Below are 19,023 nucleotides of genomic sequence, written 5' to 3'. Positions count from 1 at the left end.
CCGGGCGTGTCCAAGGTGACGATCGCGGACGTGGCACGGGCGGCGGAGGTGTCGACCGCGACGGTGTCCAACGTGCTCAACGGCACGGGCCGGGTCTCGCAGCCGACGCGGGCCCGGGTGAAGGCGGTGGCCGGTGCGCTCGGCTACGGCCCGGCGGGCGGCGGCGGGCGCACCCTGGGGCTCGCGGTGACCGCTCATGGTGAGAGTGCGTGGGACTTCGCGAGCGTGCCGTACTTCGCCCAGGCCATCAGCGCGGCCACCATCGCCGCCCATCGGCGTGGCTACGCGCTGATGGCGATGCCCTCGGGGCCCGCCGAACACATGTGGCGCACCCTGCCGGCCGCCGGGGTGGTGCTGGTGGACAGCCCGCCCAGCGACCCCGTGGTGCGGCTGCTGCGCGCACGCGGCCTGCCGTTGGTGTTCGACGGCCGTCCCGGCGAGCTGCGGGCGCGGGAGACCTGGGTCGACACCGATCACGAGGCCATGACCCGCCGCGTCCTGGAACATCTGGCCGGGCAGGGCGCGGAGCGGATCGCGCTGATCGCCGGGCCCACCCAGGAGTACTACACCCGCGCGAGCGTGACGGCCTACCGGCGGTGGTGCTCGGGCACCGGTGTGCGGCCGTGTGTTGTCCCGTTCGCCGAGGACGGCTCCGAGGAACCGCGGCTGGACGCCCTGCTGACCGGGGACGGCGGGCCGGACGCGGTGTTCGGCCTGTACGACCCCTGCGGCCGTCAGGTCCTGGAGGCGGCCACGCGGTGCGGTCTTTCGGTGCCGGACGACCTGATGGTGGTGTGCAGTAGCGAGGATCCGGCCTACGGGCGCACCACCCCGCCCGTGTCGACGGTGTCACTGGCCCCGGAGCAGGCCGGTGCGGCGGCCGTCGACGCACTGGTGAGCCTGGTGGAGAACCCGCCGCACACACCGCCGCCCGTGGTGATCGAGACCCGTCTGGAGGTTCGGTCCTCCTCGATGCGCCGATCCCGCCGGCACACGTCATGACGGAGGCGCCGGGCCACGAAGGTCAGGCATCCATTGCTGTGATGTCGAGCGCGGCCAGGAAGGCGGTCGCCGCCGGAGTGCGGCTCAAACGGCTCCAGATGACGGGCGCCGTGGCCGTCCTCGACGAGCTCGAGAACCCGAACGAGGACGAACACTGCACCGTCGGCTACCAGGCGCGGCGAGCTACCGGGCCCGGCGGCGAGGCAGCGCGGTACGACAGGTGGACAGGCCGGTCAGCCCTGGCAGCCGCAGGCGGCATGGCGGCCGTGCACGGAGGCGAGGGAGGCGGGCCGGGCCGCGAACGAGGTGGCGGAGGCCGGCGCGCCCGGCTGATCCGCGTCCCAGACGCGCCTGCCGCCCGCGAGTGTCAGGCGCACCTTCGTGCCGGTGATGTCCCCGACCGGCACCCGGGTCACATCCCGGTCGAGCACGATCACATCGGCGGCCCGGCCCGGGGTGAGCACACCGGTCTCACCGTCGATACGGAGCTGATGGGCCGAGCCCGCCGTGTGCATGCGCAGGCTGGTGGTCCGGCTGATGCTCTCCCGCTCCGGGTACAGCGCCCCGTCGTCGCCCTTCCGGTCGATGGCGGTGCGGATCTGGTTGAAGGAGTCGAGCGGGTCCACCGGCCAGTCCGATCCCCCGGACAGCGCCGCGCCATGCCGCTCCAGGCTGCGCGCCGGATACATCAGCCGGTGGCGCTCCGGGCCGATGTAGGGCAGGAGGGAATCCACCGTCCACACATCGCGAATCGCCCACTGCAACTGCATGCAGGCGACCACGCCCAGCGGCGCGAAGCGCCGGAAGTCGTCCGGGTGCACGAGCTGGAGATGGGCGATGGTGTGCCGGTTGCCACGGCGGCCGTTGGCCCGTATCGCCGCCTCGTAGCCGTCCAGCGCGGTGCGCACCGCGCGGTCACCGATGGCATGCGCGTGCATCTGCCAGCCGGCCCGGTCCAGTACGGCCGACAGGCGCCCGTACTCGGTGGAGCTGACGTACAAGTCGCCACGGTTGTCGGTGGGCTTGCCGTGGCCGTCGAGGTACGGCTCCAGCAGCGCGGCGGACTGCGCGGGGTACTCGATCACTCCGTCGAGGAAGACCTTCGCGGTCCCGAAGCGCAGGCCCGGCACCTCCGCGTACTTCTTTCGCTGCTCCTCGACGTAGGCCAGCGCGGCCTTCGGGTCGCGGATGAGGTCGAGGTCAAGGCGCAGCGCCGGGATGACCCGCTGGAGCAGTCGGCCCGAGTCGGCCAGGTCCGCATAGGTGCCGAGTCCTTCGGCCTGGGTGGCCGCGTCCATGTACGTGGTGATGCCGCTGGACGCCGCGTGGCGGAGGGCCTTCGCCTCGGCGGCGAGCAGCTTGCCCTTGTCCGGCGGCGGAATCACCCCCTCGACGATGTCCTGCGCGGTGTCCTTCAGCAGTCCGGACGGCGCTCCGGCCGAGTCGTGGACGATGCGGCCACCGGCCGGGTCCGGGGTACTCGACGTGATCTTCGCCAGTTCCAGGGCGCGCTTGTTGACCCAGGTGTTGTGGGCGTCCGAGCCCCTGAGCGCGATCGGCCGGTGGGTCGGCAGCGCGTCCAGGATGCGGTGGTGGGTCTCGGTCCCGGCGGGCAGGCCGACCGGGTTCCAGTCCTCCACCACCAGCCAGCCGTCCGGCTCCTGGTCCTTGCTCGCGTTCAGGAACTCGGTGAGCTTCGCCTGGAGTGCGGCAACGGTGTACGTCTCATCGCCGAGGGAGGGGTTGAGGGAGCGCGACCCGGCGTCCAGGCAGTGTGCGTGCGCATCGATGATCCCCGCCATGACGGTGCCACCGCGGGCGTCGACGAAGTCCGTGTCCCTCCCGGCCAGCCGTCGCACCAGGGCCGCCGGGCCGACCGCAAGGATCTTCCCGTCCCTCCCCACGGCGATGGCCTCCTGCTGCGGCACATACGGCAGACCGGTCAGCACCCGCCCACCGTGGATGATCGTCGCGGCCGAACGACGGGATCCCGACGAGCCCCGGGATCCGGACGAGCCACGGCCGGAGGCCGCGAACGCGTCAGAGCCGCCCAGTCCGAGGGCACCCGCGACACCCGCTGCGCCCACGGCCGACAGAAGACGACGGCGCGCCAGGTCAAAGCCCATGCTCACTCCCTGAGTGTGATGAGGTAATGACGCGTCAGCCTCGGTGATTAAGCACGTAAGCACCAGCCGCCCGACACTGCGGATATGGCCCGCGAATGGGGCCGTCAACAACGAATTCCGTCGTTGCCCGACCGGTCAGACATGCGGTTATGGCTGTCAGGACCAGGCGACCTCGCCATGGCGGGAGACGAAGCAGCGTTGACCCGGATGCCCTTGAGCCCCTTGGCGTACTGCGTGGTCAACATCGTCAGCGCCGCCTTGGAAGAGGTGTACAGCGGCGCGACGACGCGCGACTCGGTCGACCGGCCGCATGTGCGCGGCCGACCGGCCGCTTGTGCGCGGCGAGGCTGACGGCTATCGGCGTTGATCCCAGGCGGTCCGGGTGAGTTCGTACTCGACTTCGCCGTGCTCGGATCCTTCGATCGCGTCCGGCCAGTCCCCGGTGAAGTTCCGGAGGAACGACAGGCCCGCCTTCTCCATCACCCGTCGCGAGCGGGTGTTCACCGCCATGGTGTCCGCGGTGACCCGTTCGACGCCGAGATCCGTGAAGCCCTTGCGGATCAGGGCCCGCGCTCCTTCCGCGGCGTAGCCCTTGCCCCAGGCGGCCTTGTTCAGCCGGTAGCCGAGTTCCACCACGGCGGGGCTGTGGTCGTCCAGGGGGCGGAACTCGAACCAGCCCAGGAAGGTTTCGGTGGCCTTCTCCTCGGCGGCCCAGTAGCCGCGGGTGCCGAAGCACGGGTGGTCGTGGAGAAGGCGTGGCAGGGTCCGCGTGTGGAGCGTCTCGCGGCTCGTCGGCTTGCCGCCGTTGATGAAGCGCATGACGTCGGGGTCGTTGTCCAGCGCGAAGAGATGGTCGGCGTCGGCCTCGGTGAGCGGGCGCAGCACGAGCCGTTCGGTCTCCAGGAAGACATGCATGACGCGATCCTCATCACCGGTGGCCGGGCCCGCCACCGGATATTCGGGGCAGGCCGTCCGCTGCCCGACCGCGGTCGCGTGGCGCGTCCACGCGACCGAGCTTGGTCCAGCCGGTCCAGCCCCGCCGCTTCAGCAGCTCGATCAGTCGGCGGGCCGATGGCATGGTGTCGAAGGCGAGGGTGTCCATCACCTTGGTGAGCGGTGGCTCGATGTCGGCATCGTCGATGTAGTCCGCGCCCCGCTCCTCGGCCATCTGCGCGAGGTAGGCGGCCAGTTGGTCGGCCAGTTCGACCAGCCGTGGGTCGTCGTCGGTGCGGTCGAGTGCCTGGCCCAGGGTGCGATAGAAGGCGATGAAACGGGGGTCGGCGATCTGTTCCCGCTTGCGTGCCATCCACTCCGGGACTCGCTCGGGTGCGTGCGCGGCCAGCGGGATCCAGCCGTCGCGTTCGACCTGGACGATCCGCTCGTCGACCCCGAGCGCCCGCAGTCGGTCGAGAAACTCGACCACCTCCGGGGGCAGCGCCAGGCGGTCCCCGGCGGCGAGGCGGGCGATGCGCTCGCGATGCCGCTGCCGCTCCCGGATCTCCGCCCGTAGCCGTTCGTCGATGTCCGCGATCGCCGTGGCGAACTCCTCCTCGTCGGCCCGCAGCAAGTCCCGTACGCGCGCCAGCGGTACCCCGGCCTCGGCGAGGGTCCGGATTCTGATCAGCTCGACGACGGCGTCGGCGCCGTACCTCCGATAGCCGGAGTGATCCCGCTCCGGCTCCGGCAGCAGCCCCTTGGCGTGATAGTGCCGCACCGCGCGCACCGTCACTCCGGCGTACGACGCCAGCTCGCCGATGGTCAGCATCGGTCCCAGTCTCCTCGGAGTCGTTCGCGAAGTCAGCCTGTCGGCCGAGGGTGTGTGCTTCGGATGATCTCCGCGATCTGCGGGGCGTGGGTGAAGACCAGGCGGTGGTCGGCATCGAGCCAGGACGTGGAGATGTGCGGACGCTCGCGGACGAGGCGATCGATACCGGCACGCCAGAGCCGGTTGTGCCGCGGCGCACGCCCTTCGGTGCTGTCGCCGGCGATCGACGTCGACATGATCATGTGGATGGGGCAGTCGATCCTCCGGTATCGGTCGAGGATTCCGGACCGCACCACATCCATCTCGAGCTGCAGGTCGAGGACGTCCTGGGCGGTGAGCAGCACCTGCCGGGCCGTGCCCTTGGCCTGCTCGATCTCCCGCCGCGTCGCCGGATCCTCCGCCATCGCGCGGAACTGCGCCAGGTCGGCGTCGGTGATGAACGGTTCGGGCAGCGGGTTCGCCCCGTCGATGAGGACGAGCCCGGCCACGGCGTCAGGGCGCTCGGCGGCGTAGTGCACGGCCAGGTCCGCGCCCAGCGAGTAGCCGACGAGCACGGGCGGCGAGGGCAGGTCGAGGCGTTCCAGCTCGGCCAGCACGGCGAAGAGATCGCTCAGGAACGCGTCGAAGGAATACCGGTCGGCGGCCGAGGCGAGGCCATGCCCCCTGAGGTCGAAGGTCACCACGTCGTGGTCGCGTCGAAGCGGCTCGGCCAGCCCGTGCAGCTCGGCCTGAGTGGAGTTCAGGCCGGGGCACAGGACCAGCGGCCGTCCCCGGCCGCCGCGGGACACCGGGATGGTGACGCCTTCGTGGTGGACCGTGAAGCGCTGAATCGTCGTCATGCCGACCATGCTGAAAGGTTGTCCCTGCGTCAGGGTCAACCGTCGCGACGGCCCTCACCACGGAGGGCGCGCTCTAGCGCTCCCGGTACGGGTTCTTCCACAGGTACACCCTGCGGTGCTTGCTGTCATTGCCCGCGATGAGCCGGCCGTCCCGGCTGAAGGCCACGTCCTGGATCACCTTGGCTTCCCCCTCCGCGCTGGTCGACAGGATGGCGCGTGGTTTGCGGGTGGCCACGTTCCACAGCAACAGTCCGTATTCGGAGGGGGTGGCGAGCGTCTTGCCGTCCGGGCTGAACGCCAGGTGGTTGACGTCCGATGCGACAAGGTAGTGGCTGAGGGTGGCTCGCTGATGGCCGGTGGCCGCGTCCCACAGCCGCACCTTGCCGTCGTAGCTGCCGGTGGCGAGCGTCTTGCCGTCCGGACTGAACGCCAGGCTCAGGACTCCTTGCGCGGGGGAGATGGTGACCCGTGGATCGTCTTGGCCGTAGGGTTCCGGATCGCGGTGTGCCACGTCCCACAGCCGCACCGAGTGTTTCGGGGTGAGGTTGCTGTCGGAGTCGTCGCTCGCGGAGGCCAACGTCCGGCCGTCCGGGCTGAAGGCCACGCCCGTGACTTTGGCCTCCTGGTCGTAGTAGGCGAGTATCTTGTCCTTGCGGCTGTTGGTGTCGAACAGGAACACCGAGCCGGACTGGCTGCCGGTGGCGAACAGCTTGCCATCCGGGCTGAAGGCCACCTTTTCGCCGCCGTCGACCGTGGTGCCGAGAAAGCGAATCTGCCGACGCTTGGCCACGTCCCACATGGTCACCCAGCCGGTCATATTGGTGGCCGCGAGGAGCTTGCCGTTGGGGCTGAACGTCACTTCGCGGTTCGGGAACCCGTCATTGCCGACACTGTCGCGTTGGGTGAAGGTGGCTCGTGGCTTGCGGTCGGCGACATTCCACAGCCGCACCTTGCCCTCGTTGTTGCCGGTGGCGAGCGTCTTGCCGTCCGGGCTGAACGCCAAGCCCTCGGCCGTCTTGGACTGGCCGGTGGGGCCGAGGGAGGCCGTGGGCCCGAACGAGCGATAGGGAAGGTTCGGGCCGCGGTCGGGGGAAGAGCCGGGGAGGTAGACGGCGATCAGGACGACGGCGAGGACGAGGATCCCGACTCCGCTGAGCAGCACGGGCAGCCCCGGGGCGGGCGTGGTGAGCGGGTCCGGGACCGGCGGGTTCGGCAGGTCGTCCGTGACCGATGGGATCGCCGGAGCGCCGGGGGCGGCGCCCCGTGCCGGGTCATGTGCGGCCGGAGCGGACGGCGGCGGTACGGGGGCGGCGGGCCCGGACCCGCGCGGCGACAGTGATGTGCGTGTCTCGGCGTCGGGCAAGCCGGGGGCGCTCAGCGAACCAGGGGCGCCCAGCGGGCCGGGTGTCCCGCGCTCGGGCCCTGACGGGGACACCACGGTGCGTGGGTGGGCGTCGGCGATGCCCGTCGTGTCGACCCGGCGGCACCGCTCGATGACCTCGGCGAGGGTCGGCCGCCGCTCCGGGTCCTTCTCCAGGCATCCGGCGGCGATGGCACGGAGGGGCTCGGGGCAGCCGTCGAGGTCGGGAGCCTGTTCCAGGATGCGGTAGACCACGCCGTGGTCGGTGCCGCCACCGAAGGCGAGCCGTCCGGTGGCGGCGAAGTGGGCGACGACTCCGAGGGCGAACACATCACCGGCTTCGGTGACGCTCTGCCCCCTGATGTATTCGGGCGCCATGTAGGCGGGCGTTCCGGTGCGCATTCCGGTAGCGGTCACCGTGGTGACGTCCGCGGCGCGGGCGATACCGAAGTCGATGACCTTGGGGCCCTCGGCGGTGAGGATGATGTTGGAGGGTTTCAGGTCACGGTGGATCACATCGGCGGCGTGGATGGACTGCAGGGCTTCCGCCACCCTGGCGATCAGCCCCAGCGCCGCATCGGCCGCCAACGGCCCGCTGTCGGCGACCGCGTGCCGCAGGGACGGCCCGGGCACGTAGGCCGTGGCCAGCCAGGGCTCATCGGCCCGCAGATCCGCGTCCACGACCGGCACGGTGTACAGCCCCTGGACCCGCCGGGCCGCCGCCACCTCCTGCTCGAAGCGCTTGCGGAACGTCGCGTCGCCCGCGTATTCGCGGTGTACGACCTTGACCGCCACCGCGCTGCCGGCCGGCGTACGCCCCAGGTAGACCCGCCCCATCCCGCCCGCGCCCAGAATCGCCTCCAGCCGGTACGGACCGGCCTGGGGAGGATCCGCATGCCCCAGTGGGATGTGTGGTGGCGGAGCTGTCGGCCACCCCGGTTGTCCCCCCGCATCAACAGGCGGTATCGCCGGTCGACCGTGCTCCGATCGGGACATTCTCCCCGTCACCCCGTCTCTCACCGTTCGAGCGAGCGACAGCGTAAACGAACCCACCACCCCGTAACAGCTCTCCCCCTTGAGACGGCAGGTGAGACGGCAGGTGAGACGGCAGGAAGTCACTCCGGACCGCCGCTCCGGAACGAGACGCCGCCCCACGACTGTCCGTGACCGTCCTCGCGCCGCACCGCACAGCACGCGCACACCACGGCCCTGTGCGGGTACTCGCCGCTGATGGTGTTCAAGACGCCGCCAGGTGTGTACGCGCCGCAGGACGACACATGGCTGCTGGCCGAGGCGTTGCTGCGGGAGAACATCACCGCCGCGGCCGTCCTGGACGTGGGGACCGGCAGCGGGGCCCTGGCCCTCGTCGCGGCCGGGCGCGGTGCGGCCCAGGTGACCGCGGTCGATGTCTCGCCGCTCGCCGTGGCCGCCACCTGGCTGCGGGCCCGCCTCAAAGGGCTGCCGGTGCGTGTCCTCCACGGTGACTTGCTGACACCGGTGGCCGGCCGCGGGTTCGATCTCATCGTCGCCAACCCGCCCTATGTGCCGGTGGCGGGGCAGCGGGCCCGCCGGGGCCGCGGTCTGGCCTGGCAGGCCGGGGCCGACGGGCGGGCGCTGCTCGACCGGATCTGCCGGGACGCACCACCGTTGCTGCGCCCCGGCGGCGTGCTGCTGCTGGTGCACTCGGCGCTGAGCGGGGTGGAGCGAACCGTGGCGCAGTTGACGGGGAGCGGGCTGCGGGCGGCCGTGGCCGACCGCCGCACGATCCCCTTCGGGCCGGTGCTGCGCGCGCAGGCGCCCTGGCTGGAGGCCCGTGGGCTGATCGCCCCGGGCGAGACGAAGGAAGAGCTGGTGGTGATCCGTGCCGAACGACGTGCCGAACGACGAACGTGACCGCGCGGTGCGGGTGCGGCTGGGGACCGACGGCCCGATGCTGATCGAGGGGCCGGTCGAGGTCACCCTGCCCGATGGCAGCGTGGTGCGCTCCGACCGTTTCACGGTGGCCGTATGCCTGTGCGGCCGCAGCGCGCGCTACCCGTGGTGCGATACCAGCCACCGCCGCAGGCCGCCGAGGTCGCAGCGCGGATCGGGCGCGAAGTAGAAGAGCACCGCCCGCGCTCACCCCCGCCCCGCCGTCCCGGCATACAGCCGTCGCCGCCCCCTCTCCCCGGCGGAGCACCGCGCGCCCCCTGCGCAGGTGTTCTCCAGGTGAAGCGCGATCAACGGAGGTCTGAACTTGTGGTGGGTGGGGCACTCAGGGCATATGCGCTGTGGAGTGATCGACATCGGATCCCGTACGGTCCACCTCATGATCGCCGACCTGGCTCCGGACAGACCCCCGGAGCCGGTGGCATCGTGGAAACAGCCGGTCCGCGTGGCCGAGGCGACCGATCGCCAGGGGGTGATCCGGCCTGAGGCGATCCGGTCCCTGGTCGGCGCCGTTACCGCGAGTGCCGCGGCCGCCCTCGCCCACCATGTCGACCGCCTGATCCCCTTCGCCACATCGGCGGTGCGGGACGCGACCAACCGGGACGCCGTGCTCGGCGAGATCGAGGCCGCCACCGGGATCCGGGTGGGTTTCATGACCGGCGAAGAGGAGGCACGGCTGACGTTCAGGGCGGCACGCGGCTGGCTCGGCTGGTCGGCGGGGCGGATCCTGCTCCTCGACATCGGCGGTGGCTCGCTGGAAATCGCCTGTGGCAGCGGCAGATACCCCGATCTCGCCGTCTCCCTGCCACTGGGCGCCGACCGGCTCACCCGTCACCATCTGCCCGATGCCACGCCGGTGAAGAAGCGGGACGTCCAGGCGTTGCGCCGGCACGTACGCTCCGTGCTCGGCCAGTGCACCGCCGAACTCCGCGCCCAGCCGGCGCCCCTCTCCTGCGTCGCCACGTCCAGGACCTTCACGCAACTGGCCCGCCTCGCCGGAAGGCCACAGCCCCGCAACGGCCTGCCCGCGCTCCACAGTCTCAGCCGGAAGGACCTGGGGCCCTGGGTGCCACAACTCGCGGCCAAAACGGACGAGCAGCGAGCGAGGCTGCGCGGCATCTCCGCCTCCAGGGCGCATCAGTCCCTGGCCGGTGCGATCGTCGCGGAGGCCGTCATGGAGGTCATGGCGGTGGAACGACTCACCACCTGCCCATGGGGCCTGCGCGAGGGCGTCCTGCTCGACTACGTCTCCGGCCTCGAAGACGAGCCGCCCGCTCCCCCGGCACTCACCGCGCTCCCGGCCCTCGCGGGCCACCGGCGGCTCAACGGCATCGACGCGGTGGGCGCCGACGCATGAGAACGGGAAGCCGCGGCATCGCCCGGACCGGCTGACTCGAGCACGGATTCCGGACCGGCTGAGCCACGGGTTATGGCCGCCATTGGCTTCTCCTATGGCCGAACGAAATCATCTGCAGGCAGCTCGCGCTTTAACGGACATCGCCACGGCAATGAGTCGGCGATCAGCGGGAGAAAGCGACATCGCCCTCCCGTGGAATACCCGTGATAAGAGCGAAGGATTGACTGATGAGTTCTGCATATCTTGCCGGGAGCGTCGCGTTGGTGACCGGGGCGACCAGCGGTATCGGTGCGGCCACCGCGGCGAAGCTGGCCGAACGGGGCGCGCATGTGCTGGTGGCGGGCCGGGACGGGGCGCGGGGTCAGGCAGTGGTCGGCGCCATCCGCGGCCGTGACGGCAAGGCGGACTTCGTCGCCGCCGATCTGCGGGACGCCGAGTCCGTGCGCAAGCTGGCCCGCGAGGCCCGGGAACTGGGCGGCGGCCGGGTGGACGTCCTGGTCAACAATGCCGGGGTCTTCCCGTTCGGGCCGACGGACCAAACGCCGCAGAGCGATGTCGACACCGTCTACGCGCTGAATGTGAAGGCGCCGTTCTACCTGGTGGCGGAGCTCGCCCCGGCGATGGCGGAGCGCGGCTACGGGGCGGTCGTCAACGTGAGCACCATGGTCGCCGAGTACGGGGCGCCGGGGATGGCGCTGTACGGATCGAGCAAGGCGGCGCTGAACCTGCTCACCAAGTCGTGGGCCGCCGAGTACGGCCCGCGCGGGGTCCGGTTCAACGCCGTCGAGCCGGGGCCGACCCGCACGGAGGGCACGGCCGGTATGGGTGAGGATCTGACGGCTCTCGCCGCGCAGGCGCCCGCCGGGCGGCCCGCCGCGCCCGAGGAGATCGCCGAGGCCATCACCTTCCTGGCGAGCGAGGCGGCGAGCTTCGTCCAGGGCGCGGTGCTGCCGGTCGACGGCGGCCGCGTGGCCGTCTGACCCGGCGCGGACGGCGCCTTCACGGCCCTGGGCCCCGCCCACCAGGCGGATCCAGGGCCGCCCACCAGCAGGATCCAGGGCCGGTATCCATCTGCTGGCCTCCGCCGGCAATCGGCGGAGGCCATCGCCGCGCGCAATCTGTGTAGCCTGGCGGAAGGGCCCAGGGAGCGCACCAGGAGAGAAGTACGCGGCCCAGGAGTGGTGCCCATGGTGACGACGACGATCATGCTGTCCATCGTGTTCGCCCTGCTCGCGGCCGGCAGCAATGCGCTCGGGACGGTGCTGCAGCGCCGCGCCGCGCTCACTGTTCCCGCGTCACGATCATTGCGCCTCGGGCTGATCCGCGACCTTCTGCGCACGCCGGTCTGGTTCGGCGGGATGCTCGGCGTTGTCTTCTCCGCCCTTTTTCAGGCCCTCGCGCTGGCCACCGGATCGCTCGCCACCGTACAGCCCATCTTCATTCTCGAACTTCCGCTGGCTCTGGTGATCGGGGGGATGGTCTTCCGCGTCGGTGTGTCGCGCAAGGCATGGATCTGCGTGGCCTGCATCGTCGGTGGACTGGCTCTGGTCCTCTTCTCGCTGGCCCCCACCGGAGGGCGCGACCAGGTGCCCGGGATCTGGTGGGTGCCGGGGCTCGCGGTCACCGGAGGGATCGGTGCCGCCCTCGTTCTCGCCGGTCTGCGGCGCCCCACCGGTCTGATGCGAGCGGCCACCCTCGCGGCAGCGGCGGCCATCGGAAACGCCGTCACCGCGGCGCTGGTCAAGTCGGCCATGAACATTCTTTCCGATCAGGGCGCCGTCGCCTTTTTCACCGCGTGGCAGACGTACAGCTTCGCTGCTGTCGGCGCCTTTTCCCTGTTCCTGCTCGGGGTCGCCATGCAAGGGGGCCCGCTGATCGGCTCGCAACCCGCTTTGACGCTCGGCGATGCCACGGTGAGCTTCTGTCTCGGCGTGACGCTCTACGGCGAGCAGCCGCGCGCCGGATTCTGGCTCGTACCGGCGCTGCTGGGACTGAGTGTGCTCCTGTACGGAATTTTCGCGCTGTCCCATACGCGTTGCCTCGCCCAGTGTGTCGACCGGAGCAGGGATGAACTCGGTGGCCTCGGGGAGCCTGCGGCGGCGCGCGGGTGAAGTCGCCCGTAGAATCGTGAATAAGGCGAAGTTGGGCCTCCCGGACAAAGTGAGCGTCGTGGCGTCGGACCTCTACGAGCTGTTGGAGGGTCGAAAGTGATCAGCCACCATGCCTACGCCGTCGAACCGTGGTGCTTGCGCGAGACCGAGCTCAACCTGGACGTCCTCGCGCAGAGTGAATCCGTATTCTCCGTGTCCAACGGGCATGTCGGCTGGCGCGGCAACCTCGATGAGGGCGAGCCGCACGCCCTGCCCGGCAGCTATCTCAACGGTGTGCACGAGCAGCATCCGCTGCCGTACGCGGAATCCGTCTACGGATTCCCCGAGTCCGGCCAGACGGTGATCAACGTGACCAACGGCAAGCTCATCCGGCTGCTGGTCGACGACGAACCGTTCGACTTGCGCTACGGGCGGTTGCGTTCGCATGAGCGCGTGCTCGACCTGCGCACCGGCCTGCTCCACCGCGTCTGCGAGTGGACGTCGCCGGTCGGCAGGACGGTGCGCGTGCGCTCCACCCGACTGGTCTCCTTCACCCAGCGCGCCATCGCCGCGGTCGCCTATGAAGTGGAGCCGGTGGACGCCCGGACGCACGTGGTCGTCCAGTCGGAGCTCGTCGCCAATGAGCAACTCCCCGCGCTCAGCGGCGATCCCCGGGTCGGCGCCGCCCTGAAGTCGTGCCTTCGGCCCGAGGAGCACGCCGCGGTCGATACGCGGTTGCGCCTGGTGCACCACACGGCGGTGAGCAATCAGCGGATCGGGGCCGCGGCCGACCATGTGGTGCGGGGCCCCGGATCCACCCGGAGCTCCAGTGAGAGCGCTGACGACGTGGGCCGCCTCACCGTCACCGCGGTCCTGGACCCCGGTGAGACGCTTCGCATCGAGAAGTTCGTCTCCTACGGCTGGTCCGGGATTCGCTCGCTGCCGGCCGTCCGGGACCAGGTCGAGGCCGCCCTCACCGGTGCGCGCAACACCGGCTGGCAGGGCCTGGTCGACCAGCAGCGCGAGTATCTCGACGGCTTCTGGCGCCATGCCGATATCGAGGTCGACGGCGACGCGGAAATCCAGCAGGCCGTCCGCTTCGCCCTCTTCCATGTGCTGCAGGCGGGCAGCCGGGCCGAACAGCGGTCGATCCCGGCCAAGGGCCTGACCGGCTCCGGATACGACGGACACGCCTTCTGGGACACCGAGACGTTCGTTCTGCCACTGCTCACCTACGCCTCGCCGAACTGCGTCGCCGAGGCCCTGCACTGGCGGCAGAACACCCTGCCGGCGGCGCGGGCGCGCGCCCAGCAGCTCGGACTGCGCGGTGCGGTCTTCCCCTGGCGCACGATCGACGGTGCGGAATGCTCCGGATACTGGCCCGCCGGAACCGCGGCCTTCCACATCAACGCGGATATCGCCGCCGCCGCCGTGCGCTACGTCTGGGCCACCGGCGACACCGACTTCGAACGGCGCACCGGTGTGGAACTGCTGGTGGAGACGGCCCGGCTGTGGCATTCCCTCGGCCATCACGACTCCGGGGGCCGCTTTCACATCGATGGCGTCACCGGCCCCGACGAGTACAGCGCGCTCGCGAACGACAACACCTACACCAACCTCATGGCCCGGGCGAATCTGCTGGCCGCCGCCGATGTGGCCGAGCGCCACACGGAGCAGGCCGCGGCGCTCGGTGTCGACAAGGAAGAGGCCGCCGCATGGCGTGACGCCGCCAAGGCGATGTCCGTGCCGTACGTCAGTGCGCTGGGCCTCCACGAACAGTCGGCGGGCTACACCTGCCTCGAAGTATGGGATTTCCGGGGCACACCACCCGAGCTGTACCCGCTGATGCTGCATTTCCCGTATTTCGACTTGTACCGGAAGCAGGTGGTCAAACAGGCGGACCTGGTGCTGGCGATGTATCTGTGCGGCGATGCCTTCGAAGCCGACCAGAAGGCGCGCAACTTCGCCTACTACGAGCCGCTGACGGTCCGGGACTCCTCGCTGTCGGCCTGTGTCCAGTGTGTGATGGCCGCCGAAGTGGGCCATGTGCGGCTCGCCTTCGACTACCTGGGCGAGGCAGCGCTGATGGACCTCGCGGATCTGGAGAAGAACACCCGCGACGGCCTGCACATCGCCTCCCTGGCAGGCACCTGGGTAGGACTGGTCGCCGGCTTCGGCGGCATGCGCGACCACGGGGACGTCCTGTACTTCGCGCCCAGGCTCCCCGAGAGCCTCAGCCGGCTGGCCTTCTCCATGCTGATCCGGCAGCGCTGCCTGCGGGTCGACATCACGGGCTCGCAGGTCACCTACACGCTGCGGGATGGCGAGCCGCTCCGGATCAGCCACGGCGGCGAGGTCATCACCCTGTCCAAGGGCTCGCCCGAGACCCGCCCCCTCGAGCGCCCAACGGCCCTGCCCGAGCCCGTCCAACCGCCGGGCAGACGACCCGAACCACGCCGCTGACCGCATCAGGGACCTACTGCCACACAAACGGTTTCCGCCCGTTCCTGGCCGCTGTCGGTCACCAGATGGCGGGGCCATCAAGGGGACTCAGCGCCCACTGCTCAGTTCCTTACAGACTTCGGCACTGGTCGGCCGATCGGCAGGATCGGGGCTGAGCATGGCTTCGATGAGCTTGCCGAGCACCCCGTGCACGTTCACCGGTCGGTGTGGTCCGTCCACGATGGCTTGCCGTTGGTCCTTGCGGCCGGCGTCGTCGGGATACGCGACATGGCGCAGCCCGGTTGCGCTGATGAAGAGCGAGGCGCCGAGGGCGTAGACGTCCGCTGCCAGGGTCGGGGTGGCCGTACCGGTCTCCAGTACGCTCCGGGAGATCTCCGGGCTCTCGTAGTGGACGAGACAGCCCCGATAGCTGAAGTCGTACGCGGCGGGGATGGCTCCGCCTTGGGCCAGTGCGAGATCAATGAGCGCCGTTCCCCCATGGCTGATGATCAGATGCGCGGGTTGAATGTCCCCGTGCGCCCACCCTGTGGCGTGCAGCGCGGCTACGGCTTCCGCACACGACAGCGCTTCACCCAGGTCGGGCTCTGGCGAGGCCCCTTCGGCGCGGTGCGGCTGCCAAAGGTCGTACAGGCTGTTGCCCCGGTGCCAGGGCTGGACGTTCCAGGTGCCGTGTTCCCAGTCGCCATAACTGACGTGTTTCCGGTTGAGGTGCTGCAAGATTGCGCCCTCACGGCCGGGGGCCAGGGCAGTCCATTCCTGGGCCTCCCATTCACTTGTTGCTTTGATGGGATAGCCGAGCTTGACGGCAAACCGGCCGTGCCGCGTCTCGACATCCCAGACCGTTGATCCGCGCCGGTTCAGTACGAGCCGCCTCGCTGAGGGCGCCAGCGTCTCCAAGACGCTGGTGGGGATCTCGTACGGCGCTGCGTCGGCCATGAATTCCGGTCCTCTCCAAGAGCGCGGGCCGACCCTCAGCCTGTGCCGGGGGTCGGCCCTGTCTCACATCACCGGCGGGAGACTACTCCGACTGTCCGTACGGCCGTCCGCAGTCCGCATCGCACTGCGCGGCGTTCTCACCGTTCACGGTCCACAGGTCATCGAAGACCATGAAGCCCGCTGCCTTCATGGCGTGCGCGCTGGCTGTGACTGCCTCCAGGGTGCGCCCGCCACCACCGGGGGCGGGGTTGTGATGCAGGAAGCGCCCGGCGTGCTGGTGGCAGAACTCCCTGTACTCCTTGGTGTGCAGGATGAAGGCGTGTAAGCCCAGGTCCACGTCATCCGACGGCATCATGGCCACACTCGCCGTCGCCGCCGTCGCCGCCGTCGCGACGAACGCAAGGGCCTGATCGGCGATGCGCTCGGCCCGCTCCGGGGTCTGCCCGTTGTGGGTGACGACGAAGTGAGCGAGGCTGCTGAACAGCTCTTCGCCGATCAATGACCGGCCGGTCTTCTGGTCGTTCAGTACTGCTGTCATTGCTGTGTTCCCTCCCTGGTCGGAGTGTGCTCGGCACTTGCTGACCCGCCCCGATCGCTAGCCCTTCCTGTTGCGAACGATCGGGGCGGGGCCTCACCCACCCACCAGACGGGAACCAACACCGTCCGGCGGGTGGAGCTATAGAACGTGTCAGGGCAGATCGTCGACGGAGTTGGGATGCGGCCGCACTTCCTCCGGGAACTTGACGTTCTTGGAGTCAGTCATCCACTCCTGTCCGCCCTTCTCGGGGCGGAGGAACGCGACGAGCGGGCCCGGCAGCTGGTGGTCGAAGGTGAGTTCCTTGACATCACAGATGGCTTGGAGAATGCCCACATGCCCCGTGGCAGCGTCGTAAGCCTCCTCGCCCGGCTGAGGCCCGTTGTACGGCGTCGGCTCATTCACCCGATCCCCCCCAGCGAGCACCGGACGGGGGCATCTTGTGGCCGTCCGGATGGTGCCGGATCTTCAGTTCGAGATCGGCGGCCAGCCGATAGTCACCGGCTTCCATGGCCTTCGCCTTGTTGTGCTTCAGGCGGGTGCACGTGGCACACAAGGTCATCGGGTCCGCCCTTCGCGCCCAAGGTGCTTGTCGATCTTCTTCTTGAGGGTCTCCGCACGCTGGTCCAGCTCCTTCTGAGTTGGGGGCTTGGGCGCGCCTTGCTGCGCCTCCTGCGATTGCGCCGGAGGCTCGATCGCGCTCACCGCGAGACTCTCAGCGCTCGCTGCCGCTCGTACCGGAGCACGTACAACGGCACGGGATCGGTGTCCCAAGCGATCGGGAAGCGGTCACCGGCCGGGATACGCGGTAGCTGAAGCGTGGGTGAATCCGCGTCACCGACAGGCACACAGGTCGGAACGGATACGGGCACGGCGACGCGGGCCGGGGTGTGCTGTGACGCATTGGTTGTCCGATGGCGCCCAGGGACGGGGAATAACCTTCGCCCCCACCGTTCCATGGATCGGGCGATACGCTCTCTCACGTTGACGCTCCCTACGCAGCGTTGACCATGCCCCCGGGCCGGTCGCACGGTCGCGGGGGTCCTGCTCGCTCTAGGCAACCGCGCCACTACGCATCGCGGTACCGTGACAAGAGCGGCAGCTTTTAAATGCTTTAAGCGCCTGCCTTTGCTGAGGAGATGAGCGCAGAGTGAGCCAGCGGGAGCCGAACGAGGGCCTGGAGCGGCTGTTCCGAGAGACCGGGTGGACACTGCGGCAGTTCGTCCAGGAGGTCAACCGCATCGGCACCGAACGCGGAACGCCCCAGAAGTACCGGGAACCATCCGCTCACCAGTGGTTTAGGGGGCACATGCCGAAAGAGGCTGTTCGGCCGCTGATCTTGGAGGCATTCGCCCGGAAACTGGGCCGCCCGATCACCCATGCTCAGGCGGAGTTCGCGTTGCCCGCAGACGAGTCGAACGCACGCCCGGGTACCGTGGAGGCGTTGATCGACTTGGGGAGGCAGGACATGGACCCCTCACGGCGCAGCGTCCTTGGCGCGAGCCTCTTCTCTGTCGCGCTAACGGTGCCTAATTGGCCGGACGTTGTGGGTCGCATGGAAGCGGTTCAGACAGGGCGGGTGCAGCGTATAGGGATGCCTGATGTCCATACGGTCGTGGCCATGACCGAACGGATCTCAGAGCTTGATGATCAGTTCGGCGGCCGACATGCGCGCCCCATGGCCGCAGCATTCCTCGTCAATACGGTGACTCCATACCTCCGGGCCGACGCCACGGAAGCGGTCCGTAAAGCGATGATGTCCGCAGCGTCGGACCTGTGCTATCTCACCGGATACATGGCCGTGGACGAGGGAATTCACGGGCTGGCTCAGCAGTATTATTTGAAAGCCTTGAAATTAGCTGGAGCCTCGGAGGATCACCTAACTTACTGCACCACGCTGCGAGGAATGAGCGTTCAGGCAGTCGACCTAGGGCATGGCAGGGCCGCCATGCGGCTTGCCGATGCCGCCGCTGCCGCGTCCCCCAAGGCCGGCCCCAGAATGCGGGCATTTCTTGCCGGTCAACAGGCGCACGCTTCGGCACAGATCGGCGAGAAGACCAAGGCCCTCACGTACCTTCGGGAAGCCGAATCCGCTATGGACAAGGCCGAGTCTCAGCAGAAAGCATTTGGATCGTACGATCCGGCGGCCTTGAATTATCACACCAGCCAGGTTCGTTACGAACTTGGTGACGTGACTGGTGCGATCGAAGCAATGAAGCAGTCAGACCGATTGAGGTATGACGTTTATCGGCGCGCTCGCGTCCGGCAGCGCGCCATGCTGGCCGAGCGGCAAATCGCAGTAGGGCATGTGGAGGCAGCATGCGCTACATGGCACAGCGCACTCGACGATTACCCGCTGGTCCAATCAGGGAGGGCTGATCAGCGAATGCAGAGCATGCTGCAACTGATCAAACCGCATCTGAAGAACCATGCCGCCCGCGACCTGAACGACCGCGCACGAATGGTCATGCCTGGCTCGCTGCCGGCCTGAGGAGTGCGCACGCCCCGGTCGGATCGTGCTGGCGCTGGCGGGGCTCAGAGCCGGATACCTGAGGCACGCGCATCCGGTTCGAGGCGGTGGCTCGGGGAAAGGGGACGACGGCACTGTCGTCACGACCCGG

18 protein-coding genes and 1 pseudogene are annotated in these 19,023 nt (G+C 69.4%); 8 read left to right on the top strand and 11 right to left on the bottom strand.

The features are described from left to right. The first annotated feature begins 6 nt into the window (after positions 1 to 6). Positions 7 to 1,002: a LacI family DNA-binding transcriptional regulator gene (locus tag CGL27_RS37520; protein ID WP_240450773.1), complete on the top strand. Its 996-nt coding sequence runs from the start codon at positions 7 to 9 to the stop codon at positions 1,000 to 1,002. 233 nt (positions 1,003 to 1,235) lie between these two features. Here the strand turns inward: CGL27_RS37520 and CGL27_RS37515 are convergent, their stop codons facing one another. From CGL27_RS37515 to CGL27_RS37490, 6 genes and pseudogenes are all read right to left on the bottom strand, one after another. Continuing rightward, on the bottom strand, positions 1,236 to 3,128 hold the full coding sequence (locus CGL27_RS37515) for an amidohydrolase (RefSeq protein WP_078640132.1): 1,893 nt from the start codon (positions 3,126 to 3,128) through the stop codon (positions 1,236 to 1,238). A gap of 191 nt (positions 3,129 to 3,319) precedes the next feature. After that, positions 3,320 to 3,424: pseudogene (locus tag CGL27_RS52495) on the bottom strand (short-chain dehydrogenase); the annotation flags it as partial. A gap of 58 nt (positions 3,425 to 3,482) precedes the next feature. After that, complete coding sequence (locus CGL27_RS37505; RefSeq protein ID WP_119994751.1) at positions 3,483 to 4,043, bottom strand: GNAT family N-acetyltransferase; 561 nt, start codon at positions 4,041 to 4,043, stop codon at positions 3,483 to 3,485. A gap of 13 nt (positions 4,044 to 4,056) precedes the next feature. Beyond that, complete coding sequence (locus tag CGL27_RS37500; RefSeq protein WP_078640134.1) at positions 4,057 to 4,893, bottom strand: MerR family transcriptional regulator; 837 nt, start codon at positions 4,891 to 4,893, stop codon at positions 4,057 to 4,059. Positions 4,894 to 4,925: 32 nt separating this feature from the next. Next, positions 4,926 to 5,732: an alpha/beta fold hydrolase gene (locus CGL27_RS37495; RefSeq protein WP_240450772.1), complete on the bottom strand. Its 807-nt coding sequence runs from the start codon at positions 5,730 to 5,732 to the stop codon at positions 4,926 to 4,928. 73 nt (positions 5,733 to 5,805) lie between these two features. Then, entirely contained in the window at positions 5,806 to 8,088 is a 2,283-nt protein-coding gene (locus CGL27_RS37490) for a serine/threonine-protein kinase (RefSeq protein WP_119992137.1), read from the bottom strand. A gap of 234 nt (positions 8,089 to 8,322) precedes the next feature. Between CGL27_RS37490 and CGL27_RS37485 the strand changes: the two genes are divergently transcribed. The 6 genes from CGL27_RS37485 (at position 8,323) to CGL27_RS37460 (ending at position 14,931) form a co-directional block, all read left to right on the top strand. Further along, positions 8,323 to 8,985 carry a HemK2/MTQ2 family protein methyltransferase gene (locus tag CGL27_RS37485; protein WP_119992136.1) on the top strand — a complete coding sequence of 221 codons (663 nt, stop codon included), beginning with the start codon at positions 8,323 to 8,325 and terminating at the stop codon, positions 8,983 to 8,985. 37 nt (positions 8,986 to 9,022) lie between these two features. Then, positions 9,023 to 9,193: a CDGSH iron-sulfur domain-containing protein gene (locus CGL27_RS37480; protein WP_203348705.1), complete on the top strand. Its 171-nt coding sequence runs from the start codon at positions 9,023 to 9,025 to the stop codon at positions 9,191 to 9,193. Positions 9,194 to 9,355: 162 nt separating this feature from the next. Continuing rightward, positions 9,356 to 10,378 (top strand): hypothetical protein, encoded by a 1,023-nt coding sequence (locus CGL27_RS37475; RefSeq protein WP_119992135.1) that lies wholly within the window; start codon positions 9,356 to 9,358, stop codon positions 10,376 to 10,378. A 227-nt stretch (positions 10,379 to 10,605) separates the two neighbouring features. After that, positions 10,606 to 11,358 (top strand): SDR family oxidoreductase, encoded by a 753-nt coding sequence (locus tag CGL27_RS37470; RefSeq protein ID WP_119992134.1) that lies wholly within the window; start codon positions 10,606 to 10,608, stop codon positions 11,356 to 11,358. A 207-nt stretch (positions 11,359 to 11,565) separates the two neighbouring features. After that, positions 11,566 to 12,489: a DMT family transporter gene (locus tag CGL27_RS37465; RefSeq protein WP_119992133.1), complete on the top strand. Its 924-nt coding sequence runs from the start codon at positions 11,566 to 11,568 to the stop codon at positions 12,487 to 12,489. Between the two features lie 96 nt (positions 12,490 to 12,585). After that, entirely contained in the window at positions 12,586 to 14,931 is a 2,346-nt protein-coding gene (locus CGL27_RS37460; RefSeq protein ID WP_119992132.1) for a glycosyl hydrolase family 65 protein, read from the top strand. Positions 14,932 to 15,018: 87 nt separating this feature from the next. On the opposite strand, the gene CGL27_RS37455 is transcribed toward CGL27_RS37460, so the two are convergent. The 5 genes from CGL27_RS37455 to CGL27_RS50405 all read right to left on the bottom strand — a co-directional run bounded on the left by CGL27_RS37455 (position 15,019) and on the right by CGL27_RS50405 (position 17,107). Continuing rightward, on the bottom strand, positions 15,019 to 15,867 hold the full coding sequence (locus CGL27_RS37455) for a protein kinase (RefSeq protein WP_119992131.1): 849 nt from the start codon (positions 15,865 to 15,867) through the stop codon (positions 15,019 to 15,021). 82 nt (positions 15,868 to 15,949) lie between these two features. Next, positions 15,950 to 16,405 carry a hypothetical protein gene (locus CGL27_RS37450; protein ID WP_119992130.1) on the bottom strand — a complete coding sequence of 152 codons (456 nt, stop codon included), beginning with the start codon at positions 16,403 to 16,405 and terminating at the stop codon, positions 15,950 to 15,952. A gap of 150 nt (positions 16,406 to 16,555) precedes the next feature. Then, positions 16,556 to 16,807: a hypothetical protein gene (locus CGL27_RS37445; RefSeq protein WP_119992129.1), complete on the bottom strand. Its 252-nt coding sequence runs from the start codon at positions 16,805 to 16,807 to the stop codon at positions 16,556 to 16,558. Further along, on the bottom strand, positions 16,800 to 16,964 hold the full coding sequence (locus CGL27_RS51130) for a hypothetical protein (protein WP_205587813.1): 165 nt from the start codon (positions 16,962 to 16,964) through the stop codon (positions 16,800 to 16,802). The genes CGL27_RS37445 and CGL27_RS51130 overlap by 8 nt, the downstream gene beginning before the upstream one ends. Further along, complete coding sequence (locus tag CGL27_RS50405; protein ID WP_162953153.1) at positions 16,961 to 17,107, bottom strand: hypothetical protein; 147 nt, start codon at positions 17,105 to 17,107, stop codon at positions 16,961 to 16,963. The genes CGL27_RS51130 and CGL27_RS50405 overlap by 4 nt, the downstream gene beginning before the upstream one ends. A 445-nt stretch (positions 17,108 to 17,552) precedes the next feature. Here CGL27_RS50405 and CGL27_RS37440 point away from each other — a divergent pair, with 445 nt between their 5' ends. After that, complete coding sequence (locus CGL27_RS37440) at positions 17,553 to 18,893, top strand: tetratricopeptide repeat protein (protein WP_119992128.1); 1,341 nt, start codon at positions 17,553 to 17,555, stop codon at positions 18,891 to 18,893. The last annotated feature ends 130 nt before the right edge of the window (positions 18,894 to 19,023 follow it).

The sequence above is a fragment of the Streptomyces sp. 11-1-2 genome (assembly GCF_003595545.1).
In the GTDB taxonomy this organism is placed as follows: Bacteria; Actinomycetota; Actinomycetes; order Streptomycetales; family Streptomycetaceae; genus Streptomyces; species Streptomyces hygroscopicus_B.
The sequence above is the reverse complement of the archived record's forward strand: the minus strand, read 5'-3'. Positions and strand labels throughout refer to the sequence as shown.